This window comes from Streptomyces sp. NPDC052107 (assembly GCF_040680215.1).
In the GTDB taxonomy this organism is placed as follows: Bacteria; Actinomycetota; Actinomycetes; order Streptomycetales; family Streptomycetaceae; genus Streptomyces.
In genome coordinates this window covers 66053-91758 of sequence record NZ_JBFAWG010000014.1, presented here as the reverse complement: position 1 = coordinate 91758, position 25706 = coordinate 66053, and the positions used below count along the sequence as shown (strand labels likewise).

The window sequence follows — 25706 nt, the reverse complement described above, 5'->3', positions numbered from 1 at the left end:
ACGAACTGCGATTGAGGGCATGTCAAGAGGAGGGCACAGTAGATCGAACCCCCCGCGGAACCCTCACGCTAGGGCCTGCGATCGACACAAGACGCAAAGGATCTCCACACGAAGAGCAAAGGAATTACCCAGCCGGGACGTCAAGTTGACCCGCACCCGTCAAAAACGGACTGTGCGCGAACAGCGAGCGATCAATCCGCGATGGACCCCCGCGACGGTCGGCGCTGAGAATGCACAGCGGCGCGGACCCACGGGGGGACCGCCTGACACCTGCGAAGGATCCCAACGTCGATGTCCGCCTTTCGCACACTCATGCGCGCGTCCAGACGGCCCGCGTCCAGACCCGTCGCCGTCGCCGTTGTCGCGGCCCTGGCCACGGGCTCGCTGACCGCCACGGTGACGGCTCACGCGGCACCCGCCGCCCCCACCCGCTCGTCCCACCCGAAGCCGGCGTCGCACCGGCCGAGTTCGCAGTCCGCGGCCCGGCGTCTCAACCCCACGGAGACGGCGTCCGCCCGGGCGAAGGCGACCGGCAAGCCGGTGACGGTCGATCAACTCACCGATGTCGGGACGCTGGTGGTGGCCAACCCCGACGGCACCTTCACGCTGACCGACTCCTCGATGCCCGAGCGCACGCGACAGCACGGGAAGTGGGTGCCTATCGACACCACGCTGGTGCGGCAGGCGGACGGAAGCTGGGCGCCCAGGGCCGCCGTGACCGACGTGGCCTTCTCCGGCGGCGGCTCCGGTGCGCTGGTCACGATGCGCAGCGGCACGGACAAACTGGGCTTCTCCTGGCCGGGCGCACTACCGAAACCGGTGGTCTCCGGTGACACCGCCACCTACCCGGACGTGCTGCCCCAGGTCGACCTGCAGCTGACGGCGGACGCCTCCGGATACTCCTCGATCCTCGTGATCAAGTCGCCGAAGGCGGCGGCCGATCCACGCCTGCGGAGCTTCGCGCTCGACACCACCTCGGCCAACCTCACGCTGACCGGCACCCGCGACGGCGGTGCCCAGGCCACGGACAAGCGCACGGGCAAGACGGTCTTCCACAGCGACACCGCGCTCATGTGGGACAGCGCCGGCCACGAGGCCGCAGGCGAGCCCTTGGCCCACACCGCGAACGCCTCCGCCGCCCGGGCCGAGCACAAGGCGGCGGCCAAGGTCGGCAAGCACCGCTCCCAGGTCCGCGTGACCCTACGGCACGGCAAACAACTTCTGGGGCTGGACAGGGAGTTGCTCACGGCCAAGAGCACCGCCTACCCCGTGTACGTGGACCCGGAGTGGAGCGGCAGGCCGTCCCAGCTGGACTGGGCACGGATCTCCGACAACGGCTGGAACGTCTACAACTCGACGTCCACTTCGGGTTCCACCAACGCCCGCGAAGGATGGGACAACTCCTATCCCGGCAACGGCGAACGGGCCCGCACCTACTACCAGTTGAACACCAGCGGCATCAAGGGCGCCGTTGTCACCCATGCCTCGCTGTACGTGAAGCAGCTCTCCGCAGCCTCCTGTGACGACACCCCGGCCGCCGTCTACGGCACCGACCGCCCGGCCGGGTGGAGCTCCTCGTCGCTGTACTGGGGCCACGAGCCCGGAGGCCGTACCGGCTCGCTCGGCACCGATCCCAAGAGCCACGAGGCCGGCACCTGCCCGGTCACCGAAGGTTCCAACTCCTGGGTCAGCCCGCCGTCGCTCGAGTTCGACGTGACGTCCCGGGCGCGGAGTGCGACGGCCGGCGGCTGGAAGAGCATGACGCTGATGGTCCAGTCACCCGACATGGACGACCCGCACCAGTGGAAACAGCTCGCCTACGGCGGCGGCGCGACCATGTCGGTCACCTACAGCTACCGGCCCAAGCTCAAGAACGGTACCGGCACCCCGGCCATCAAGCCGTCCACGGTGAGCATGGGCAAGACGATGACCACCACCCACACCCCGACACTGTCCGCCCGTGCGGTCGACCCCGACCTGGCCGGCGGCAGTGAGCTGGTGCGGATCCTGTACGACGTCTACAACTCCTCCGGCACCCTGGTGGGTACGGGCTACGGTCCCAGCACGGACTCGAAGAAGCGCCCCCGGTACAACACCAACGGCAGCGACTGGACCACCCCCAGCCTGCCGGACGGCACCTACACGTGGAAGGCCACCGCGCAGAACGCGGCCGGCTACTGGACGAACAGCGGCTCCGGCATCTGGACCAAGACCCAGACCTTCACCGTGGACACCAGCGCGCCGCCCGCACCGACGGTGACCTCCAGTCAGTTCCCGGCCAAGCAGATCGGCGCCGCGTTCGGCGACACGGGCACCTTCACGCTCAGCAACAACCACACGAACAACATCACCGGTTACCTGTTCTCGCTGGACGCGACGCTCGGCAACACGGTGTACACCAGCACCAATGTCACGCACGTGACGTCGAGCACGAAGATCACAGCGGGCCATGTGTACTACGTGACCTCCGACAACGGCGCCGGTACCGGCACCTCGGTCGTCAACGGCAGTGCCTCCCCCAAGTTCGTCCCGGGCACGGCGGGACCGCACACCCTGTACGCCAAGGCCGTCGACCAGGCCGGCTCGACGTCCGTCACCCAGGCCGCCTACGCCTTCTACGCCGGCACCAGCACACCGACGTACGCCTACGGCGACAAGATGGTCAACGGCTGGACGGCGACCAACAGCGACGGCACGACCACCGTCGTGCCCAAGGCGACCACCACCACCAAGGGCGGTCAGCTGATCACCCAGGCCGCCGGCAGTGGCTACGAGTTCGCCGACGGCTACCAGGCCATGCTCGCCAACAAGAGCAGCACCTCGAAGGTGATCAGCGGTGACAGCGCCACCTTCAGCTTCGACATCCCCAAGGACGGCCCCTGGAGCTTCGGGGCCAACCTGACCAAGGCCAAGGACTACGGCACCTACAGTCTGGTCCTGGACGCGGGCAAGTCCACCCAGGCCACCCTGATCAGCGACTTCGACGCCTACAACTCCTACGTCACCACGCGGTACATGGACCTGGGCATCCCCAGGGACTCGAGCGGTCAGCTGCTCAGCCTCAAGCAGGGGGTGCACACCCTGACCCTCAGCCTGAGCGGCAAGAACACCGCGTCCACCGGCTACCAGGCGGGTATCGACGTACTTCGGCTCGCACCGGCGCTGTCCTGCGCGGTCAACTCGACCGGCAGCTGCCAGAACAACACCGCCACCAGCACCTTCACCACCACGACCGGCCCGGCCGACGCGGACGGTAACGGCAACAGCATCAACTCCGCCGATCTGACGGGTACGTCGGGCTGGCAGAGCGGGAAGACCGTCACCGTCGACGGCGCCACCGTCACGCTGCCGAAGTTCGGCACCGGCACCTACGACAACATGCTCGCCTCCGGACAGACGATCACCGTGCCGGGCAGCGGCGTGGTGAACACCGGTGACGCCGTGGTCTTCCTCGTCTTCGCCACCGGCGGCGCCGCCAAGGGCGCCACGGGCACCATCACCTACGGCAGGAACAACTGCCTGGATCCCGACGGCAACCCCGCCGACCAGTCCTACCAGCTGGACACCGTGCCCGACTGGATCAGCGGGCCCGCCTCCGCGGCCACACTGACCCTCGCCCACGAGAACCACAAGGACAACACCCAGACCAGCCCCAGCAGCGGCCCGAAGATCTACGCGATCAGCGTTCCGCTGGCCTGCCCCGGCTCGGTCGTCAGCAGCATCTCCCTGCCCCTGTTCACCAACGGCGTCCAGTCCGGACAGCCCAGCCTGCACATCCTCGGGATGGGCGTGCGACCGCTGACCGTCGCCGGCGCCAAGCACTGGGTCGGCACCTGGTCCTCCGTACCGGACACCGCCAAGGTGCAGCAGTCCGGCGGCACCACCGCCTCCGTCAACGGGCAGACGCTGCGTATCCCGGCCCATGTCAGCATCGGCACCGACGCCGGGGACGGCGTGCGCATCCACCTGTCCAACGCCACGGGCACCGGCCCGGTGACCTTCGACGCGGCCTCCGTCGCCCTGCAGGACGGCACCGCGGGCGGCGCCACGGCGGCCGCGGCACCGGTGCCGCTGGCCTTCGGCGGCGCCGCCTTCGTCAGCATCCCGGCGGGCGGGGACGTCACCAGCGACCCGGTGACGCTGCACGTCGACCAGCAGGCGACCGTGCTGGTCAGCCTGCAGGTGCACGGTTCGGTGTCCGCCATGCCCGGTCATGCCACGGCCCGGACACCTGTGTGGGTCAGCGACGCGGCCAACCGCACCGGTGACACCGCGGCCACGAAGTTCACCCAGACGACGTACACCGGTCTGCCGTACCTGGCCGGCATCGACGTCACCACGCCCACCTCCGCCCCCACCGGCTCACTGGTCCTCTACGGCGACCAGAGCGTCAATGGGGACACCGCGAGCGGCGACGGCCGGCACCACCTCAGCGACGCCGTCACCGACGCCATCGTGGGCGACCCGAACGGGGACGGCACCGTGGACTACGGCGTGCTCAACGCCGGCACCAACAGCAACAGCCTGAACGACAACCTGCTGCCGCAGACCAGCAGCGACACCCCGACCAACGCGCTCAACCCGGTCGACCGCAATGCACTGGCCCAGGGGAACGTACGTACCGTTCTCGTCTCCACCGGCTCCGCCGACCTGCTCAACTGCGCCAGCGACGCCAACACCTGTGCGGCCAAGGTCGAGAACGGACTGGCCGCGCTCAACAGTGAGCTGAGCTCGTACGCGACCGACGACGGACAGACTTACGCCAACGGGCAGCCGGTCACGCAGAACTCCAACATCACCGTCTACCTCACCACCATCCCGCCGTTCACTGCCGCCCACCCGGGCACGGCGACCCAGGAGTCCGCACGTGAGCAGGTGAACGGCTACCTGCTCGACAACTTCCCGACGCAGGTCATCGACTTCGCCGCGGCGGTCTCCACGGACGGCACGGCCACCTCTTCAACGGTGAAGGCGGCGGACCTCTCGGGCGGCAACCCGTCCGACGCGTACTACGCCGACCTCGGCGCCCGGTACCTCAACGACACCAACACCCAGGTCGTCAGCATCGCGCCGAACCTGATCGTCCCAGAGGCCACCGCCGGCGACACCCCCGACAACGAATGGGACCTGGCCACCGACGGCACCGACGCACGCGGGGACAACCCGTTCACCGCGGTCGGCGGGGCGACCTTCAACTCGGCCGGACCCGACGCGATCAACGCCCCGACCACGGCCACGCACTTCGACGGCAGCACCGGGTTCCTGGAGAGCGACCACACGGCGGTCAACACACTCGCCGACTACACCGTCTCCGCCTGGGTGAAGCTCGACTCGGCGGACAATCCCGCCACGGCCATCTGCGAGGGCACCAGTCAGCACCAGGCGTTCTACATCGGATACGACCGGGGCAACCAGGGCTGGATGTTCCAGACCACGACCACCAACGACGACAACGCCGACTTCCCCACCGCGGAAGGAGACGCGGGCACCGGCGCCCTCGGCACCTGGACCCACCTCCTGGTCACCTACACCGCGCCCGTCGACGGAGACGACAGCACCGGGGTGATGTCGATCTACCAGAACGGCACCCTGATGGGCACCGCGATCAACCCCACGCCGCAGTACGACTCCTCCATGCCCCTGACCATCGGCGGCTGCGTCAACAGCCCCGACGCGACCTCGCCGTACAACGCCTTCCCTGGTTCCGTCTCCGACGTGCAGGTCTACCCGTACGCCATGACCGCGAGCGAGGCCGGCACGAACAGCGTGATCGTGCCGACCGGCTGGGACAAGGGCATGCCCGAGGACGAATGGAAGCTGTCCCCGAACGGCACCGACACGGCCTCCTTGAACCCGCTGACCGCCTCCGGCAGCGCCGCCTTCGGCACGGACGCGCCGAGCGGGCTGTCCGGCAGTGTTGCCTTCGACGGCAGCACCGGCTTCCTCAAGAGCAAGCAGAGCGCGGTGAACACCCTCGGTGACTACACCGTCTCCGCCTGGGTGAAGATCAACTCGGCGCTGGGAACCGCCGCGATCTGTCAGGGAACCACCACGCACCAGGCGTTCTATCTCGCCTACGACAAGAGCAACCAGGGCTGGATGTTCCAGACCACCACCAGCAACGATCCGAGCTCCGACTTCCCCACGGCGGAAGGAGACGCCAATACCGGCGTCGTCGGTGTCTGGACCCACCTGGTCGCCACCTATCAGGCACCGGTAGCCGGGGACTCCAGCACCGGCACGATGTCCCTCTACCAGGACGGCACCCTGATGGGAACGGCGAAGAACCTCAGCCCCCAGTACGACTCGTCCCTGCCCCTGACCATCGGCGGCTGCGTCAACAGCGCCTCCGCCCCGACCCCGTACCTGGCGTTCCCCGGTTCCGTCGCCGACGTCCACGTCTACCCGCGGACCCTCTCGGCGACCGAGGTCGGCGCCCTGCACTGACCCGTACGACAACCGCCGCGGGCCCCCGGCCGCTCCCCGAAGGAGCGGCCGGGGGCCCGCCCGTTTCCACAGTCGTGGGGCCTACGCACCGGCGAGGACGAACCAGTGGGCCGGCAGGTCGATGCGGGTGCCGTCGGTCAGGTGCTCGGTCTGCGGCAGGGTGGTCTCGCCCTCGGCGAGGACCTTCAGACCCGCCTCGCCGAGCAGGCGCGGGATCTCCGTGTCGTCGGCGTCGGCCGGCTTGAGCCCGTGGTGGAAGACGCGCTGCAGCTTGGGCCCCGGGCCGCCCTCCTGGGTCGCGGCGCGCTTCAGCACGTCCCGGGAACCGGAGGTGAGTTCGACGACGAACGCGCGGCCCTCGGTGCCGATGAGCTCGGCGACGGCGGCGGCGACCGCGGGCCGCGCCTGGGGCTCACTCTGGTGGATGACGGCTCGCATGAAGACGTTGACGTCGCCGAGGCGCTCGTGCAGGGCGCGTACGGCCCCGGAGTCGGTGAGGTCGAGCTGCTGGAAGTCCACGGCGTCGTCCTGCGTGGCGCGGCGGGCGTGCTCGACGGCGGCGTGCGAGAGGTCGACGCCGAGGGCACGCGCGAACCGGGTCGCGAGGTAGCGGGTCTGGGTGCCGTTGCCGCAGCCGAGGTCGACGATGGTGCGCGCCGGGTCCGCATGGGGCAGGAGCAGGGCGCTGTACGGTTCGGCGGACAGGGCGGGATCGCAGTCCCAGATCGCCTCGCCCGCCTCGTCGGAGGTCTCTCTCCAGTAACTCTCCCAATTGCTGCGGTACTTGTCCGAGACGTTCATGCGTTCTCCCCACGGTTCGGTTCCGTGATCGGGATATCGCGAGGGCCAGGAACGGGGCAAGGGGCTGGAGGCCACCTTCACCGGATGTACGGGCCCCGGACAACCGGCGGGGGCGCACGCCGGCAGAGCGCACGCCCCCTGGTCATCCCCGTCCGGCGAGAGCCTGTTCGAACCAGACGGTCTTGCGGTGCCCGCTGCCGCTGGCGCCCCACTCCCGGGCCAGCCGGCTGACCACGCGCAGCCCGCGGCCCGACTCGTCGTACGGCTCCGCGGCCAGCATCTCGGGCAGCCCGGGTTCGTCGTCGGTGACCTCGAACAGCAGGGCGTCGGTGCGGACCACGCGCAGCCCGACGGGCTCGCTCATGGCGTGCCGTACGGCGTTGGTCACGACCTCGCTGACCAGCAGCTCGGCGGTCTCCACGGCCTGCGGCAGACCCCATTCCAGCAGCCGTTCACGGACCAGGCGGCGGGACCGGGCGACCTCGCGCGGGTCGGCGTCCAGCCGCCATTCGGCGACGTGGTCGTCGGGGACGCCGTTGAGGCGGGCCATGAGCAGGGCGACGTCGTCCTTGCGGCCGCCGCGCGTGTTCAGGGCGCGGATGATGGTGTCGCAGGCGTCGTCCATGGAGGCGGCGGGGTGTGCGGCGGACTCGCAGAGCGCGGCGAGGCCCTCGCCGATGTCGGAACCGCGCACCTCGACCAGGCCGTCGGTGCACAGCACCAGCCGGTCGCCGGGCGAGACCTTGACCCGGGTGGCCTCGAAGGGCACGCCGCCGACGCCTATGGGGGCGCCGGTGGGCAGGTCGAGGAGTTCGCTGCTGCCGTCCTCGGCGCGCACCAGCACCGGCGGGATGTGTCCGGCGTTGGCGAGGTGCAGTTCGCCGCGGATCGGGTCGTAGACGGCGTACAGACAGGTGGCGAGGTAGGTGTCGCCGAGTCTGCGGGCGAGGTCGTCGAGGTTGCGCAGGAGCTGGGCGGGCGGGGTCTCCATGGTCGCCATGGTCTGTACGGCGGTGCGCAACTGGCCCATCATGGCGGCCGAGTTGAGGCCGTGGCCCATCACGTCGCCGACCACGAGGGCGGTGCGCGAGCCGGGCAGCTTGATGGTGTCGAACCAGTCGCCGCCGATCCGTCCGAGCCGGGTGCCCGGCAGATAGCGGGTGGCGATGTCGCAGCCGGCCATCCGCGGGGTCACCTGCGGGAGCATGCTGTCCTGCAGGGTGTCGGCGACGTTCTCCTGGTAGGTGTACATACGGGCGTTGTCGAGCACGAGGCCCGCGCGGGCGGCGAGTTCGGCGCCGGTGGTGCGGTCCATGTCGTCGAAGGCCGGGCGGTCCGGGCGGCGCATCAGCACCATGAAGCCCAGGACGACGTTGCGGGCCTTGAGCGGCACGATCAGCAGTGAGCGCCCGCCGATGAGCGGCCTGAGGTCCCGCTTCTCGAACTCGCCGGCGATGCGCTCGCTCAGTTCCTCGGTGACCCTGGGGACGAGGACCGGCTCGCCGGTGACCATGCACTTGTAGAACGGGGTGTGTTCGGGGAAGGCGAAGGCCTCGCCGACGGGCACGGTGTCGTCCCAGCGGCCCGGTTCGTCGTTGTGCTCGACCCACACCCGGAACATCACGGTCTGCGCGTCCGGCGGCCCGTCCGGGAAGCCCTCGCCGGCGAGGACGGCCGCGCGCAGATGGGTGCCGGCGAAGTCCGCGAACCGGGGTACGGCGGCGCTGGTGACCTCGCGGATGGTCTCGCCGAGGTCGAGGGAGGTGCCGATGGCGGAGCTGACCTCGTTGAGGAACTCCAGCCGCTCGCGCACGGCGGCGTACTCCAGGTCCTGCTCGGCGCCTTCCGGGACCAGGACGGCCGGGGTGGTCCGCTGCGGGGGCACGACGGCCTCGGTGCGCTTGCGTCCGGGACGGCGGGGCACGCCCCAGTACGGGGTGACGGGCACCCGGTCGAACTGGCTGAACTCCAGTACCGGATAGCCCAGTTCCAGCATCTGGGAGACGATTCGGCCGCTGTGGCCCGGGCCCATGTTGGGCAGGATCTCGGGCAGCCGGCGTTCGAGCTCGTCGGAGGCGGGCAGCTCGGTGTGGCGGGCGAAGCCGGGCGAGATGCGTTCGGCGGTCTCGTCGTCGTAGCCGAGTTCGTCGCGCAGCCGGGTGGCGTCGGCGGCGAGCACGAGCAGCCGGGACGGGCCCGGACCGACCAGCGGATAGGCCCACCACAGCACGTCGAGCCGCTCACCGCCGTCGCCCGGCTCGTGCGGGAAGAGCCGGGCGCGGCCGGCGGTGGCGTAGGCGGTGTGCCCGCCGAGGGAGGCCTCCAGGTCGGGGCCGAGACCGTCGTACTCCTCGTAGGCGTCCGGCATCGCGCCGCCCTGCATGACCTCGGGGAGGGCACCCGCGACCGGCAGCAGGTCGGCCGCGGCACGCCCGACGGCTTCCTCCCTGCCGACGCCGAACAGGCGCCGTGCGCCGCTGCTCCAATGGGACACCAGGCCGTCGCGGTCGACGACGACCACGGCCAGCGGAATCCGGCCCGCCGCCGCGTCGCCGACGCCGCGCCCGGGAGGTGTGTCCCGCTCGCTGCCACGGTCCATGGCCCAGGCCCTCTCTCCCCACGGCTGTACGCAAACGATCTGTGCCGCCCGCCACTACGGTACGGCCGCGGCCGGTCGCGATGTGTGGCAATCCTGGAATTGGTTTCACCGGATCGCACCGGCGCGCAGCTCAGCGCCCTGCAAGCACCGCCGCCGCGCGCCCTCGTCAGTCCTCGTGTCCCAGCTGCAGGTCCCGTTCGGTACGGCCGCCGCCGGCCACCTGGAGCACGGTGGCGACCGGCGGGTAACCGGCGGCGATGACGGTGTACTCGCCTGAGGAGAGGTCGACGAACCGGAACGTTCCGTCCGCTCCGGTGGTGAGGGTGTCGACGACGTTGCCGGCGGCATCCAGGAGCGTCACGCGCGCGTCCTCGACGGGCCGGCCGCCGCTCGCCCGGACCGTGCCCCGCAGCACGGCGCCGCCCGCGAGTTCGACGTCCTGCCGGGTCTCCCGGGCGGCCTGCACGGTGACCGGGAGCGCGGCCGGGCGGAAGGCGGGAGCGCTGGCGGCGAGGGTGTACTCGCCGGCGACCAGTTCGGTGATGACGTAGCCGCCCTCGCGGCCGCTGCGGGTGGCGGCGACGACCTCGCCGTGCACATTCGTGAGGGTGACGGTGGCGTCGCGCACGGGGGTGCCGTCGGCGGTGACCACGCTGCCGGCGAGGCGACCGGCGCCGCCGAGGACGACGTCGAGTTCGACGGGCCGTTCGCCGACGGTGACGGAGACAGCCTGCGGCTGGTGCCCGCCGGCGGCGGCGATCAGCACGTACGACCCGGCGCCCGGCGTGCTGAGCGCGTACCGTCCGTCCTCCCCGCTCGCGCCGCGCCCGATCTGCTGCCCGGCGACGTCGATGAGGGTGAGCGCCGCGCGGGGCACCACGGTGCCGTCGTGGTGCTGGACGGTGCCGCATACGGGAATTCCGGCGGCGTAGGGGGAACGGGCCTGCGGGATGGGTGTGTTCACGGTCTCGGGCTCGGTTTCGGCGGTGTGGTGGGACACCAGGGGTTTCTCCTTGAGGAAGAAGGCGATGAGCAGGCCGAGGACGAGCACCGGGACGAGGTAGAGGAAGATCCGGGGCATCGCGTCGGCGTAGGCGCGGATGTAGGCGTCCCGCAGCGCCGGGGGCAGCGCGTGGACGAGCTGCGGGGTGATGGACTCGGGATCGGGCAGCGCCGGGCCCGCGCGCGGGGGCAGCTCCTTGTGCAGCGAGGAGGTGAGCCGGTTCGCGAAGAGGGTGCCGAAGATCGCGGCGCCGACGCTGCCGCCGATCTGCCGGAAGTAGTTGTTGGCGCTGGTGGCGGTGCCGAGGTCGGCGGGCCGTACGGAGTTCTGCACGGCGAGGACGAGGACGGGCATCACCATGCCGATGCCGGCGCCGAGGACGGCCATCCAGATGCTGTAGTGCGGCCGGGGGGTGTCCACTTCGAGCCGGGACAGCAGCCACATGCCGACGGCGGAGACGGCTCCGCCCAGCACGGGGAAGATCTTGTAGCGGCCGGTGTGGCTGATGAGCTGCCCGCCGATGATGGAGGCCCCGACGATCCCGGCCATCATGGGCAGCATCAGCAGCCCGGACTCGGTGGCGCTGGCCCCGTCGACCATCTGCAGGAAGGTCGGCAGATAGCTGGCGGCGCCGAACAGGGCGACGCCGATCACCAGGCCCACCAGACCGCTGACGTTGAAGACGGAGTCGCGGAACAGCCGCAGCGGGATGAGGGGTTCGGCGGCGAACCGCTCGGCGACGAGGAAGAGGACGGCGGCCGTGAACGCGCCGGCGCCGAGGCCGGTGATCTGCCGGGAGTCCCAGGCGTACTCGGTGCCGCCCCAACTGGTCAGCAGGACCAGGCAGGTGGAGGCGGCGGCGAGCAGCAGGGCGCCCAGGACGTCGAGGCGGCCTCGGCTCTGCGGCTTCGGGAGCTTCAGGACGAGGGTGACGACGACGAGGGTGACCAGTCCGAAGGGGACGTTGATGTAGAAGCACCAGCGCCAGGAGAGGTGGTCGGTGAAGTAGCCGCCGAGCAGGGGCCCGGCGACGGAGGCGAGGCCGAAGGCCGCGCCGATCAGGCCCATGTAGCGGCCGCGCTGCCGGGGCGGCACGACGTCGGCGATGATCGCCTGCACGCCGATCATGAGCCCGCCCGCGCCGACGCCCTGGATCGCGCGGAAGGCGATCAGCTGGTCCATGGACTGCGCCCGGCCGGCGAGCGCGGAGCCGACGACGAACACGGCGATGGCGAACTGGAAGACGCCCTTGCGGCCGAAGAGGTCACCGAGCTTGCCGTAGAGCGGCAGGCCGATGGTGGAGGTGAGCAGATAGGCGGTGATCGCCCAGGACATCCGGTCCAGGCCGTGCAGTTCGCCGACGATCTTGGGCAGCGCGGTCGCGACGATCATCTGGTCGAGCGCCGCGAGGAGCAGGGCGAGCATCAGCCCGAAGAACACCAACCGCACGCGGGGCGCTCCGAGTTCGGCGGCCGGTGCGGGAGCCTGCGGCGCGGCGACGGTGTCTTCCTCGGCCGGTGTCACCACCGGCTCCTGCTCCGTGAGTGTCGTGCCGCCCACGTACCGCTCCCCTCGTCACACCTGTCACAAATCCCGCGTTACGCGTCAACTGTGAACAACTGCGACGAGTTACGGCATCGTTCCGGACGAGAGGGAGATCCACTCGAACCAGTGAAGGGGCACAAAACCCCTTCACCGGTGGAGCCTTGGAGCTACTTCTCGACCTCGGCGGCGAGCCTGGCGAGCACGGCGTCGTAGATCCGGCCGAGACCCTTGGGCGCGAAGGTCTTCTCGAAGAAGCCGCCGATGCCGCCGGCGCCCTTCCAGGTGGTGGTGACGACGACCCGGGACTTGCCCTCGCCGGCGGGGGTCACGCGCCAGGTGGTGACCATGGAGGAGTTGCGGTCCTTCTCGACCAGCTCGCCGTCGGTGGGCTCGCTGACCTCCAGCAGGCAGTCACGCACCCGCTTGCTGGTGGCCTGGAGCTTCCAGTGGACGAGGGTGCCCTCGCCGTCGCCGCCCTCGCGGACCTCGTACTCGCTGAAGTGCTCGGGCAGCAGCTTCTGCCGCGTGCCGCGGTAGTCGGCGAGGGCGTCGAACACCTTCTCCGCGTCCGCCGCGACGACCCGCTCCGTAGTGGCCTCGACCTGCGCCATTGCGTTCCTCCACACCTGGTTTCTCGGGGTTGGGGAAAGCCAACCACCCCGGTGCCCGGCCGCCCAAATCGGGGGCCGCCGTCAAGGGTCCTCACCTGGGACCGCACGATCATGGGAACACATGTTCTATTGTGTGCGCAGTGCTAGCGAGGAGGGCGTCATGCGCTGGGAGAACCTCACGGGCGAGGGCGAACACGGCCGGGCCGAGACCGCGCTGTTCGGCGCCGACGCCGTCACCACCCGCACCTTCGACACGCCCGAGTTCAGAGGGATCACCTTCCACGAGGTCCGGGCCCGCTCGGTGCTCAACCGGGTGCCGGGAGCCTCCCGCATGCCGTTCGAGTGGACCGTCAACCCGTACCGGGGCTGCACGCACGCGTGCGTGTACTGCTTCGCCAGGAAGACGCACAGCTATCTGGACCTCGACACCGGTATCGGCTTCGACAGCCAGATCGTCGTCAAGGTGAACGCGCCCGAGGTGCTGCGCCGCCAGCTCGCCTCCCGCCGCTGGCAGGGCGATCACGTGGCGATGGGCACGAACGTCGACTGCTACCAGCGCGCCGAGGGCCGCTACCACCTGATGCCGGGCATCATCTCCGCCCTGACCGAGCACGCCAACCCGTTCTCGATCCTCACCAAGGGCACGCTGATCCTGCGCGACCTGGACCTGCTGGTCCGGGCGGCCGAGGTGACGGACATCGGCATCTCGGTCTCCGTCGGCTTCCTCGACCCCGCGCTGTGGCGCACGGTGGAGCCGGGCACGCCCTCGCCGGAACGCCGCCTGGACGTCGTACGCACCCTGGGCGAACACGGCATCGGCTGCGGGGTGCTGATGGCCCCGGTCATCCCGTTCCTGAGCGACCATCCAGCTCAACTGCGCGCCACGGTACGGGCGATCGCGGCGGCCGGGGCCACCTCCGTCACCCCCTTGGTGCTGCATCTGCGGCCCGGCGCGCGGGAATGGTTCATGGCCTGGCTGGGGCAGCGCCATCCGCACCTGGTGCGGCGTTACGAGCGGCTGTACGCGGAGGGCGCCTACGCACCCAAGTGGTACCAGCGCCGGATCACCCGTCAGGTGCACGAGCTGGCACACGAGTACGGCATCGGGCCCACCCGACCGGGCCTGGACCGCCGGATCCGCCCGGCACGGCCCGCCGAGCCCCCGGCCGTGGCCGAACCGACCCAGCTCACCCTCATGTGAGCACGTTGCCCGGCCGAGAGCGGTGCCCGGCCTCGGGTGAGGGCATTCGAGGGCTTCGGTCGCCCCAATCGGGTCAACCATGCCTATAACGCGTTCTTCAGAGCGCCGGCTCCGGGACGATGCGGCGGAAGATGTGACCTCGCTGTCCGCCGTCACCGCCGTCCCGGGAGGACGCATGAGAACACGCGCAGCCGTGCTGTGCGCAGCCGCCGCCGTGCTGGCGGGCTCGGTCACCGCTCTGCCCGCGCGCGGAGCCCCGGCCGCCCCCGCCGCGCGGCTCGCCTGGAAGAGGTGCGGCACCGGCGACTATCCGATGCTCCAGTGCGCCTCCCTGAAGGTGCCGTTGGACCACGCTAAGCCGTCCGGCCGGCAGATCACGCTCGCCCTCTCCCGCGTCCCGCACACCGCGAAGACCTCCCAGGGACCGCTGTTGGTCAACCCCGGCGGGCCCGGGGTCAGCGGACTGACGCTCGCCGGATTCGTCGCCTCGGCACTGCCCCGGAACGTGGCCGCGCAGTACGACATCGTCGGCTTCGACCCGCGCGGGGTGGGCAGGAGCAGCCCGGCCCTGAACTGCGCGCCGGGCCACTTCAAGTCGGTGCGCCCGGACACCCTGCCCGCCACGGCCGCGCTGGAGCGGACCAACCTCGCCCGCGCCAAGTCCTTCGCCGCCGCCTGCCGCCGCGAGTACGCCGGTGTGCTGCCGTACATCGACACCGTCAGCGCCGTACGCGACATGGACTCCATCCGCCAGGCGCTCGACGCGCCGAGGATCAGCTACTTCGGCTACTCCTACGGCACCTACCTCGGCGCGGTCTACGCGAAGCTGTACCCGATGCGGGTCCGCCGCCTGGTGCTGGACTCGGTCGTCAACCCGGTCGGCGTCTGGTACGCGGACAACCTCGGCCAGGACTACGCGTTCAACGACCGCCATCGCGCGCTGATGGCCTGGATCGCCCGGTACGACTCCACGTACCACCTGGGCAGGGACCCCGAGAAGATCGAGGCCAAGTGGTACGCGATGCGGACGGCCCTGGCGAAGGAGCCGGCCGACGGCAAGGTGGGCGCCTCCGAGCTGGAGGACACCTTCATCCCCGGCAGCTACTACAACGGTTACTGGCCCTACCTCGCCGAGGCGTTCGCGGCGTACGTGCGCGAGAGGAAGACCGGGCCGCTGGTGGAGGCGTACCGGAACTTCGGCGCGGTGGACGGCTCGGGGGACAACCGCTACAGCGTCTACTCGGCGGTGCAGTGCCGTGACACCTCCTGGCCCGGCAGCTGGAACCGGTGGCGCGCGGAGACCTGGGAGGTGTACGGCAAGGCGCCCTTCATGGCCTGGAACAACGCCTGGTACAACGCACCGTGTGCGTTCTGGCCGACCGCGAAGCGCAGGCCGGTGAACATCGCCAACGCCGAGTTGCCGCCGGTGCTGCTCTTCCAGGCGACGGACGACGCGGCCACGCCGTACCCCGGCGGTGTCACGGCCCACCTGCTGCTCGCCCGCTCCAGCCTGGTGGTCGAGGAGGGCGGCGGCAACCACGGCATCACGCTGAGCGGCAACGCCTGCCTGGACAAGTACCTGGCCGCGTACCTGACGGACGGCAAGGTCCCGCGGGGTGCGGGGGTCGCCGACGCGGTCTGTGCGAAGTCACCCGACCCGAAACCACTGACGACGAAGGCGGCGTCGACGTCGTCGCGCGGCTCGGCCCTGCACGGCCTGCTGGGCTTTCGCCGCTAGGCGGCGTCCGCCGGCAGGGCAACTCGGCGACCGGTCGGGGCGTTGTCAGTGGCGTGCGCCACCATGGAGCCATGACCGAACCGACCCGCATCCCCGCCCCCGACGGCGTGGCCCCCGCGACCCAGTACAGCCACGTCGTCTCGGCGACCGGCCGCCTCGTCGCCGTCTCCGGCCAACTCGCCCTGGACGAGCACGGCAAGCTGGTCGGGAAGGGCGACCCCGCGGCCCAGGCCCGCCAGGTCTTCGAGAACCTCAGGCGCTGTCTGGCCGCGGCGGCCGCCGGCTTCGAACATGTGGTGAAACTGACCTACTTCGTCACGGACACGGCCCACCTCCCGGCCATCCGCGCGGCCCGCGCCGCCCACATACCCGACGACCGCCTCCCGGCGTCCTCCGCGGTCCAGGTGGCCGCGCTGGTGGCTCCGGAGTTCCTGATGGAGATCGAGGCGCTGGCGGTGGTGAGCGACCAGCCGGGCGGGCCGGGTCAGGGCTCCTAGGCGGGCAGGGGCTGCACAGGTGGTAGCCCTGGCGGGCCCGTTCACCGGTGTCCGGCTCGCCGGGGCAACGCCCCGGCCCGCCGTTTCTACGAGCGCGCCGGTTTCCGGCCGGACGGTGCCGAGGAGCCCTTCGAGGCGGGCGGCGTGTCCGTTCCCGAAGTGCGGTACGTCAGGGAACCGTCCGGCTGACGGAGTGTCATCTGACCTCTTTCTGCTGCGGGATGAGGGCCAGCGCCCGCACCGCCGCCTCCGCGAGTGCCGGATGGGCCAGGGCCTCCTTCAGGACGCGGCGGGCGCGGGGATCGCCGAGAGTGCCGAGGCCCTCCACGCAGGCGAGGGCGACGCGGCGGTAGGGGTCGTGCGGGCGCAGGCGGCGTTCCAGGGTGGTGATCAGAGCGGGCACGGACTCCGGGGCGCGCAGGTCCGTCAGGAGCCGTACCGGGTGCAGGGCGTAGGCGACGCGGAGTTCGTTGGTGGCGAGGGCCGCCGCGGCGCGGGCCGTGCGGGGGTCGCCCAGGCGGGCGAGGGCATGGGCGGCGGAGGCGCAGCGCGGGGGGTCGCGGTGGTTGAGGAGGAGCACCAGGGACTCGAAGGCGCGCCGGTCGCCGGCGAGGCCGAGCCGGAGCGCGGCCAGTTCCCTCGCCCACAGCGGCTGTCCCGGCGCGGTGAGCACCTCCGCGAGTTCGTCGTGGTCCTCGGTCGCCAGCAGCCGGTCGAACGCCGGCGAGCCGTGCGACTCCTGCCGTAAGCGCTCCGTGAGCGGTCGCAACTCTTCGTCCACGAAGTCCAGCGTAGGCGGGTGGCGAGGCCCGAGGGAGCCACATCACAAAGTCGGTTCCGCACTCAGGTCTGGCGTGCTCGTTACTCGCGGGTTAAGCTCAGACGAGCGAGTTACCCACTCGCACTTCCGCCGGCGATGGTTTGGTGACGCAGCCATCGCAAGCGCTGGTCGGTTCGGTACGACGTACCGCAGTACGACCCGGCTCCGGGACAGGGCCGGTCGGATTCCCTGCCGAGGGCCGTCGGCGGGCGTGTGCATCGCCCGTGGCACCCGGCAGCACCGGGCGTGTGCGCTCGCAGCCCGGCAACACCCGCATCCCTTTCCGCTCCGCGGTGCGCCCTCGGCGCACCCGGCGCGCTCCTCGTCGTCACCCTCATTTCTGGAGTCCCGCGATGGCCACTCCCCTTTCCGACTCAAGCCTGTCCCCGCTCAAGACGATCGCCGTCATCGGCCTCGGCACCATGGGCACCGGCATCACCGAGGTCCTCGCCAAGGCCGGCCGCGAGGTGATCGGCATCGACATCAGCGAGGCCCAGGCCGCGAGGTGCGTCGCCGCCCTGGAGGCCCGCACCGCCGGCTGCGTGGAGCGCGGCCGGCTCACCGAGCAGGAGCGCACCGACGCCCTGGCCCGTATCCGCACCGCCACCGACCTCGCGGCGGCCGCCGACGCCGACCTCGTCATCGAGGTGGTCCCGGAGTCGTACGAGATCAAGCAACAGATCTTCCGCGAGCTGGACGGCGTCGTCCGCCCGGAGACGATCCTCGCGACCGGCACCAACGCCCTGTCCGTCACCCGCCTCGCCGCCGACTCGGCCCGCCCCGAGCGGGTCCTCGGCCTGCACTTCTTCAACCCGGCGCCGGCCATGAAGCTGGTCGAGATCGTCTCCTCGGTGCTGACCGCTCCGGGCGCCGTCGCCGCGGTCACCGACCTCGCGATCGAGCTGGGCAAGGAGCCCGTCGCGGTCGGCGACCGCCCCGGCTTCGTCGCGGACGGACTGCTCTTCGGCTACCTCAACCAGGCCGCCGCGATGTACGAGGCCCGGTACGCCTCCCGCGAGGACGTCGACGCGGCGATGCGGCTCGGCTGCGGCCTGCCGATGGGCCCGCTCGCGCTGCTGGACCTCATCGGCATCGACACCGCGCGTACGGTCCTGGAGGCCATGTACGCCGAGTCCCGCGACCGGCTGCACGCCCCCGCCCCGATCCTGAAGCAGCTCAGCGAGGCGGGCCTGACCGGCCGCAAGTCCGGGCGCGGCTTCTACACCTACGAGGCGCCGGGCAGCGCCACGGTCGTGCCGGACGCGCTGACCCCGGCGGCGGACGGTGCGACGGCTCAGGGGCGGGAAGTCCGCTCCGTCGGCGTCGCCGGCTCCGGCACCATGGCCTCCGGCATCGCCGAGGTGTTCGCCAAGGCGGGCTACGACGTCGTGCTGGCCGCCCGCAGCGAGGAGAAGGCCCAGGCTGCCAAGGCCAGGATCGGAAAGTCGCTTTCGCGCTCTGTCGACAAGGGCCGGCTGACCGCCGAGGCGGCCGCGCAGATCCTGGACCGGATCACCCCGGCCGGGTCCTACGAGTCCTTCGCCGAGGTCGGCCTGGCCGTCGAGGCGATCGCCGAGGACCTGGAGATCAAGCGGCAGCTGTTCGCCACGCTGGACAAGGTCTGCAAGCCCGGCGCGGTCCTCGCCACCACCACCTCCTCGCTGCCCGTCGTGGCCTGCGCCCGCGCCACCTCGCGCCCGCAGGACGTGATCGGCATGCACTTCTTCAACCCGGCGCCGGCGATGAAGCTGGTCGAGGTCGTGCGGACCGTGCTGACCGCCGACGACGTCCACGCCACCGTCCGCGAGGTCTGCGCGAAGATCAAGAAGCACCCGGTGGACTGCGGCGACCGGGCCGGCTTCATCGTGAACGCGCTGCTGTTCCCGTACCTGAACAACGCGATCAAGATGGTCGAGGAGCACTACGCGTCCCTGGACGACGTCGACGCGGCGATGAAGCTCGGCGGCGGCTACCCGATGGGGCCGTTCGAGCTGCTGGACGTGGTCGGCCTGGACGTCTCGCTGGCCATCGAGAAGGTCCTGCACCGCGAGTTCCGCGACCCCGGTCTCGCCCCGGCCCCGCTGCTGGAGCACCTGGTGGCCGCGGGCTGCCTCGGCCGCAAGACCGGCCGCGGCTTCCGCGAGTATGCCCGCCGCTGACGGCGCCGGCGACTGGTCCCACACGGAGACGGACTGGGGCGGGCTGCTCGACCCGGTGGACGCACCCCCGCCCTCCTGGGGCGGGGGAAGCCCCGGGGACGGGGGAAACCCCTCACCCGCGCACCGAACTGCGCACATGCAGTACGTTCGGGTCATGTCCCAGCCCGCCAAGTCCTCACGTACACCAGCTACGCCCGACGCGCCGGAAAGTGCCGCAGGCAGTCGCGCCGCCGCCCAGCGGCTCAAGATGCGCCGAGAACTGGCGGCCGCAGCGATGGAGCTGTTCGCGACCAAGGGGTACGAGGCGACCACCGTCGACGAGATCGCGGCCGCCGCCGGAGTCGCCCGCCGCACCTTCTTCCGCCACTTCCGCTCCAAGGAAGAGGCGATCTTCCCGGACCACGACGACACGCTGATCCGCGCCGAGGCGGTGCTCAACGCCGCCCCCGCGCACGAGCACCCGCTCGACACCGTGTGCCGCGGCATCAAGGAAGTCATGAGGATGTACGCGGCCGCCCCCGAGATCTCGGTCGCCCGCTACAAGCTGACCCGTGAGGTGCCGACCCTCAGGGAGGCCGAGATCGCCTCGGTGGCCCGCTACGAACGCCTCTTCACCCGCTATCTCCTGGGCCACTTCGACGAGCACGCGCACGCCGACGACGCCAACGACGACCCGTTGCTGGCCGAGGTGGCCGCCTCCGCCGTCGTCACCGCCCACAACCACGTCCTCAGACGCTGGCTGCGGGCGGGCGGCCAGGGCGACGTCGAAGCGCAGCTCGACCACGCCTTCGCGATCGTGCGGAAGACGTTCGGCACCGGGATCGGCGCCGGACGCGGCTCGGCCCCCAAGCCGGCCGCCACCGCCACCGCGACGGCCTCCGCGCACGGCGAGGTGCTCGTCACGGTCGCCCGCACCGACGCCCCGCTGGACGAGGTCATGCGGACCATCGAGGAAGCACTCAAGGAGCGCTGAGCCCGCTTCTGCCCCGCTGTGACGACGGCCACCCGACCGGGTGGCCGTTTTGCCATGTCAGGGCCCGTTTTCGAGGAGATTTCAGAGACCGTTCGATCGATCATCGCTCATTTGTTACGTAAAGATTTCACCTGAGCCCCATTTCTGGCACTCAGTGCCTTGCGGCCTGACACGCGGTGTCATACGTTGAAGGTGTCCGGGCGGCCGGCGAGCAGAGACCGTTCGCTCGCCGGCTGTCCCCAAGGGCCAACGGCCCGCGCGCCCGGACGCCTGCGTCACAGGCAACCTCCCGCGCCACAAAGCGCTGCCGAAGCACCACCGAGCCGAACCGACGGCACCTTTCCAAAACCCTCAGCAGCACTCCCAGCAACAGCACCGACGAACCCTCAGCGCCCCTCCCTCAGGGCGCTCACCGCCGGAGGCAACACCGTGACCGTGAAGGACATCCTGGACGCGATCCAGTCGAAGGACGCCACGTCCGCCGACTTCGCCGCCCTGCCGCTGCCCGAGTCGTACCGCGCGATCACCGTGCACAAGGACGAGACGGAGATGTTCGCGGGCCTGGAGACCCGCGACAAGGACCCGCGCAAGTCGATCCACCTGGACGACGTTCCCGTGCCCGAGCTGGGCCCGGGCGAGGCCCTGGTGGCCGTCATGGCCTCCTCGGTCAACTACAACTCGGTGTGGACCTCGATCTTCGAGCCCCTGCCGACGTTCGGCTTCCTGGAGCGCTACGGCAAGCTCAGCGAGCTGACCAAGCGCCACGACCTGCCGTACCACATCATCGGCTCCGACCTCGCGGGCGTGGTCCTGCGCACCGGCCCCGGCGTCAACGCCTGGAAGCCCGGTGACGAGGTCGTCGCGCACTGTCTGTCCGTCGAGCTGGAGTCCTCCGACGGCCACAACGACACCATGCTCGACCCCGAGCAGCGCATCTGGGGCTTCGAGACCAACTTCGGCGGCCTCGCCGAGGTCGCGCTGGTCAAGTCCAACCAGCTGATGCCGAAGCCGGCTCACCTGAGCTGGGAGGAGGCCGCGGCCCCGGGCCTGGTCAACTCCACCGCCTACCGCCAGCTGGTCTCCGGCAACGGCGCCCGGATGAAGCAGGGCGACAACGTCCTGATCTGGGGCGCGAGCGGCGGCCTCGGCAGTTACGCCACCCAGTTCGCGCTGGCCGGCGGCGCCACCCCGATCTGCGTGGTCTCCAGCGAGCAGAAGGCCGAGATCTGCCGGAAGATGGGCGCCGAGCTGATCATCGACCGCAGCGCCGAGGACTACAAGTTCTGGAAGGACGAGCACACCCAGGACCCGAAGGAGTGGAAGCGCTTCGGCAAGCGCATCCGTGAGCTCACCGGTGGCGAGGACGTCGACATCGTCTTCGAGCACCCCGGCCGCGAGACCTTCGGCGCCTCGGTCTACGTCACCCGCAAGGGCGGCACGATCGTCACCTGTGCCTCGACCTCCGGGTACAACCACGAGTACGACAACCGCTACCTGTGGATGTCCCTGAAGCGGATCATCGGCTCCCACTTCGCCAACTACCGCGAGGCCTGGGAGGCCAACCGCCTGATCTCCAAGGGCAAGATCCACCCGACCCTGTCGAAGGTCTACTCCTTGGAGGACACCGGCCAGGCGGCGTACGACGTGCACCGCAACCTGCACCAGGGCAAGGTCGGCGTGCTGTGCCTGGCTCCCGAGGAGGGCCTGGGCGTGCGCGACGAGGAGATGCGCGCCAAGCACGTCGACGCCATCAACCGCTTCCGGAACGTCTGAGAGCCGCAGATGACAGAGCGTCAGAAGGACCGTCCGTGGCTCATGCGGACGTACGCCGGCCACTCCACGGCCGAGGCGTCCAACGAGCTGTACCGACGCAACCTCGCCAAGGGCCAGACCGGTCTGTCGGTGGCGTTCGACCTGCCGACGCAGACCGGCTACGACCCCGACCACATCCTCGCCCGCGGCGAGGTCGGCCGGGTGGGCGTGCCCGTCGCGCACCTCGGTGACATGCGCCGGCTGTTCCAGGGCATCCCCCTGGAGCAGATGAACACCTCGATGACGATCAACGCCACCGCCATGTGGCTGCTGGCGCTCTACCAGGTCGTCGCGGAGGAGCAGGGCGCGGACATCACCAAGCTCCAGGGCACGACCCAGAACGACATCGTCAAGGAGTACCTGTCCCGCGGGACGCACGTCTTCCCGCCGGGGCCGTCGCTCCGCCTGACGACGGACATGATCGCGTACACGGTCTCCCACATCCCGAAGTGGAACCCGATCAACATCTGCAGCTACCACCTGCAGGAGGCCGGGGCCACGCCGGTGCAGGAGATCGCGTACGCGATGTCCACCGCCATCGCCGTCCTCGACGCCGTCCGCGACTCCGGCCAGGTGCCGCAGGAGCGCATGGGTGACGTGGTCGCCCGTATCTCCTTCTTCGTGAACGCGGGCGTCCGCTTCATCGAGGAGATGTGCAAGATGCGGGCGTTCGGCCGCATCTGGGACAAGGTCACCCGTGAGCGGTACGGCATCGAGGACCCCAAGCAGCGCCGGTTCCGCTACGGCGTCCAGGTCAACTCCCTCGGCCTGACGGAGGCGCAGCCGGAGAACAACGTCCAGCGGATCGTGCTGGAGATGCTGGCCGTGACCCTCTCCAAGGACGCACGCGCGCGTGCCGTGCAGCTGCCCGCCTGGAACGAGGCGCTGGGCCTGCCCCGCCCGTGGGACCAGCAGTGGTCGCTGCGCATCCAGCAGGTGCTGGCGTACGAGAGCGATCTGCTGGAGTACGAGGACATCTTCGAGGGCTCGAAGGTGATCGAGGCGAAAGTGGACCAGCTGGTCGGGGACGCCCTCGCCGAGATCGACCGCATCCAGGAGATGGGCGGCGCCATGGCCGCCGTGGAGTCCGGCTACCTGAAGTCGCAGCTGGTCTCCTCGCACGCCGAGCGCCGGGCCCGGATCGAGTCCGGCCAGGAGAAGATCGTCGGCGTCAACGCCTTCGAGGGCACCGAGCCGAACCCCCTGACGGCCGATCTGGACACCGCGATCATGACGGTCGACCCGGCGGTCGAGGCCCGGGTCGTCGCCGGGCTCCAGAACTGGCGCGACACGCGCTACCAGCCGCCGTTCAACCACCCGCGCCCCTGCAAGGCGCTGGAGCGGCTGAAGGAGGCCGCCAAGGGCACCGACAACCTCATGGAGGCCACGCTGGAGTGCGCCCGCGCCGGGGTCACCACCGGTGAGTGGGCGGCGGCCCTGCGCGAGGTGTTCGGCGAGTACCGGGCGCCCACCGGGGTCTCCTCCGCGCCGATGGCGGTCGCCGCGGAGCCGGGCTCCGCGCTCGCCGAGGTCCGCGCCAAGGTGGACGCCACCGCCCGCGAGCTGGGCGTCGGCAAGCTGCGCTTCCTGGTCGGCAAGCCGGGCCTGGACGGGCACTCCAACGGCGCCGAGCAGATCGCCGTACGCGCGCGTGACGCCGGCTTCGAAGTGGTCTACCAGGGCATCCGGCTGACGCCCGAACAGATCGTGGACGCCGCCCTCGCCGAGGACGTCCATGCCGTGGGCCTGTCGATCCTGTCCGGCTCGCACGCCCAACTGGTGCCGGACGTACTCCAGCGGCTGCGTGTGGCCGGTGCCACAGATATACCTGTGATCGCAGGTGGCATCATCCCGAACGGTGACGCCGAGCAGCTCAGGGCCGCCGGAGTGGCCGCCGTCTTCACCCCGAAGGACTTCGACATCACCGGAATCATCGGCCGAATCGTCGACGAGATCCGGAAAGCGAACAAGCTCGACCCTCTGGAGGTCCCCGCATGACGACCGTCAACCGTCTCCGCCCGCGGCGCTCGTGCCTGGCAGTACCCGGTTCGAACCCCCGCTTCCTGGAGAAGGCGCAGGGTCTCCCGGCGGACCAGGTCTTCCTCGACCTGGAGGACGCGTGCGCGCCGCTCGCCAAGCCCGAGGCGCGGCACACCATCGTCAAGTTCCTCAACGAGGGCGACTGGACCGGCAAGACGCGCGTGGTGCGGGTCAACGACTGGACGACCGAGTGGACGTACCGTGACGTCGTGACCGTGGTCGAGGGCGCCGGGCAGAACCTCGACTGCATCATGCTTCCGAAGGTGCAGACGGCCGAGCAGATCGTCGCGCTGGACCTCCTGCTCACCCAGATCGAGAAGACCATGGGCTTCGAGGTCGGCAAGATCGGCATCGAGGCGCAGATCGAGAACGCGCAGGGCCTGAACAACGTCAACGCGATCGCGCAGGCCTCCCCGCGCATCGAGACGATCATCTTCGGCCCGGCCGACTTCATGGCCTCCATCAACATGAAGTCCCTCGTCGTGGGCGAGCAGCCGCCCGGCTACCCGGCGGACGCCTACCACTACATCCTGATGAAGATCCTGATGGCCGCCCGCGCCAACGACCTCCAGGCGATCGACGGCCCCTACCTGCAGATCCGCAACGTCGAGGGCTACCGCGAGGTCGCCCAGCGCGCCGCCGCGCTCGGCTTCGACGGCAAGTGGGTGCTGCACCCGGGCCAGGTCGAGGCCTCCAACGAGATCTTCTCGCCCTCCCAGGAGGACTACGACCACGCCGAGCTGATCCTGGACGCGTACGACTACTACACGTCCGAGGCGGGCGGCAAGAAGGGCTCCGCGATGCTCGGCGACGAGATGATCGACGAGGCCAGCCGCAAGATGGCCCTGGTCATCTCCGGCAAGGGCCGGGCCGCCGGCATGCAGCGCACGTCGAAGTTCGAGACCCCCGTCAGCTAAGGAGCCCTGAGCGCGATGCAGTTCGGACGCACCTACGAGGAGTTCGAGGTCGGGGCGACGTACAAGCACTGGCCGGGCAAGACGGTCACGGAGTACGACGACCACCTGTTCTGTCTCCTCACCATGAACCACCACCCGCTCCACATGGACACGAACTATGCGGAGAAGACGACGGACTTCGGCAAGAACGTCGTCGTCGGGAACTACATCTACTCCCTGCTGCTCGGCATGTCCGTGCCGGACATCTCCGGCAAGGCGATCGCCAACCTGGAGATCGAGTCGCTCAAGCACGTGGCGCCGACCTTCCACGGCGACACGATCTACGGCGAGACGACCGTGCTCGACAAGTGGCCGTCGAAGTCGAAGAACGACCGCGGGATCGTCTACGTCGAGACCAAGGGCTACAAGCAGGACGGCACGCTCGTCTGTGTCTTCCGCCGCAAGGTGATGGTGCCCACCGAGACGTACATCAAGGAGCGCGGCGGCGAGCAGCCCGGCCGCCCCGAGCCGACCGCACCTGCGGAAAAGAACACGGAGAAGTAG

15 protein-coding genes and 1 pseudogene are annotated in these 25706 nt (G+C 70.3%); 11 read left to right on the top strand and 5 right to left on the bottom strand.

All coding sequences use genetic code 11. From position 1 onward, the window contains the following. The first annotated feature begins 291 nt into the window (after positions 1-291). On the top strand, positions 292-6447 hold the full coding sequence (locus AB0M27_RS18170) for a LamG-like jellyroll fold domain-containing protein (RefSeq protein WP_365722839.1): 6156 nt from the start codon (positions 292-294) through the stop codon (positions 6445-6447). Positions 6448-6528: 81 nt separating this feature from the next. Here the strand turns inward: AB0M27_RS18170 and AB0M27_RS18165 are convergent, their stop codons facing one another. From AB0M27_RS18165 to AB0M27_RS18150, 4 genes are all read right to left on the bottom strand, one after another. Beyond that, entirely contained in the window at positions 6529-7248 is a 720-nt protein-coding gene (locus AB0M27_RS18165; protein WP_365722837.1) for a methyltransferase domain-containing protein, read from the bottom strand. 142 nt (positions 7249-7390) lie between these two features. Further along, positions 7391-9847 (bottom strand): SpoIIE family protein phosphatase, encoded by a 2457-nt coding sequence (locus tag AB0M27_RS18160; protein ID WP_365722835.1) that lies wholly within the window; start codon positions 9845-9847, stop codon positions 7391-7393. A gap of 166 nt (positions 9848-10013) precedes the next feature. Then, entirely contained in the window at positions 10014-12410 is a 2397-nt protein-coding gene (locus tag AB0M27_RS18155; RefSeq protein ID WP_365722833.1) for an MFS transporter, read from the bottom strand. Positions 12411-12562: 152 nt separating this feature from the next. Next, positions 12563-13006: an SRPBCC family protein gene (locus AB0M27_RS18150; protein ID WP_153545860.1), complete on the bottom strand. Its 444-nt coding sequence runs from the start codon at positions 13004-13006 to the stop codon at positions 12563-12565. Between the two features lie 160 nt (positions 13007-13166). Here AB0M27_RS18150 and AB0M27_RS18145 point away from each other — a divergent pair, with 160 nt between their 5' ends. The 4 genes and pseudogenes from AB0M27_RS18145 to AB0M27_RS18130 all read left to right on the top strand — a co-directional run. Beyond that, positions 13167-14207, top strand: a complete 1041-nt coding sequence (locus AB0M27_RS18145; RefSeq protein ID WP_365722831.1) for an Rv2578c family radical SAM protein — start codon at positions 13167-13169, stop codon at positions 14205-14207. Between the two features lie 175 nt (positions 14208-14382). After that, positions 14383-15945 carry an alpha/beta hydrolase gene (locus AB0M27_RS18140; RefSeq protein WP_365722829.1) on the top strand — a complete coding sequence of 521 codons (1563 nt, stop codon included), beginning with the start codon at positions 14383-14385 and terminating at the stop codon, positions 15943-15945. 71 nt (positions 15946-16016) lie between these two features. Then, entirely contained in the window at positions 16017-16442 is a 426-nt protein-coding gene (locus tag AB0M27_RS18135) for a RidA family protein (RefSeq protein WP_365722827.1), read from the top strand. Positions 16443-16502: 60 nt separating this feature from the next. Then, positions 16503-16631: pseudogene (locus AB0M27_RS18130) on the top strand (GNAT family N-acetyltransferase); the annotation flags it as partial. Positions 16632-16638: 7 nt separating this feature from the next. Here AB0M27_RS18130 and AB0M27_RS18125 read toward each other — a convergent pair. Next, the gene (locus AB0M27_RS18125; protein WP_365722825.1) at positions 16639-17223 is read right to left on the bottom strand and encodes an adenylosuccinate lyase; all 585 of its coding nucleotides are present in this window, start codon (positions 17221-17223) and stop codon (positions 16639-16641) included. Positions 17224-17615: 392 nt separating this feature from the next. Between AB0M27_RS18125 and AB0M27_RS18120 the strand changes: the two genes are divergently transcribed. The 6 genes from AB0M27_RS18120 (at position 17616) to AB0M27_RS18095 (ending at position 25706) form a co-directional block, all read left to right on the top strand. After that, positions 17616-19421, top strand: coding sequence for a 3-hydroxyacyl-CoA dehydrogenase family protein (locus tag AB0M27_RS18120; protein ID WP_365722823.1), 1806 nt, complete (start codon positions 17616-17618; stop codon positions 19419-19421). A 154-nt stretch (positions 19422-19575) separates the two neighbouring features. Next, a complete protein-coding gene (locus AB0M27_RS18115) occupies positions 19576-20394 on the top strand; it encodes a TetR family transcriptional regulator (RefSeq protein ID WP_365722821.1) in 819 nt (272 codons plus the stop codon). Positions 20395-20829: 435 nt separating this feature from the next. Beyond that, complete coding sequence (gene ccrA / locus AB0M27_RS18110) at positions 20830-22167, top strand: crotonyl-CoA carboxylase/reductase (protein WP_365722940.1); 1338 nt, start codon at positions 20830-20832, stop codon at positions 22165-22167. 9 nt (positions 22168-22176) lie between these two features. Beyond that, entirely contained in the window at positions 22177-24204 is a 2028-nt protein-coding gene (locus AB0M27_RS18105; protein WP_365722819.1) for a protein meaA, read from the top strand. After that, positions 24201-25163 carry a CoA ester lyase gene (locus AB0M27_RS18100; RefSeq protein ID WP_365722817.1) on the top strand — a complete coding sequence of 321 codons (963 nt, stop codon included), beginning with the start codon at positions 24201-24203 and terminating at the stop codon, positions 25161-25163. Before AB0M27_RS18105 ends, AB0M27_RS18100 begins: the two co-directional genes overlap by 4 nt. 15 nt (positions 25164-25178) lie before the next feature. Then, on the top strand, positions 25179-25706 hold the full coding sequence (locus AB0M27_RS18095) for a MaoC family dehydratase (protein ID WP_365722815.1): 528 nt from the start codon (positions 25179-25181) through the stop codon (positions 25704-25706).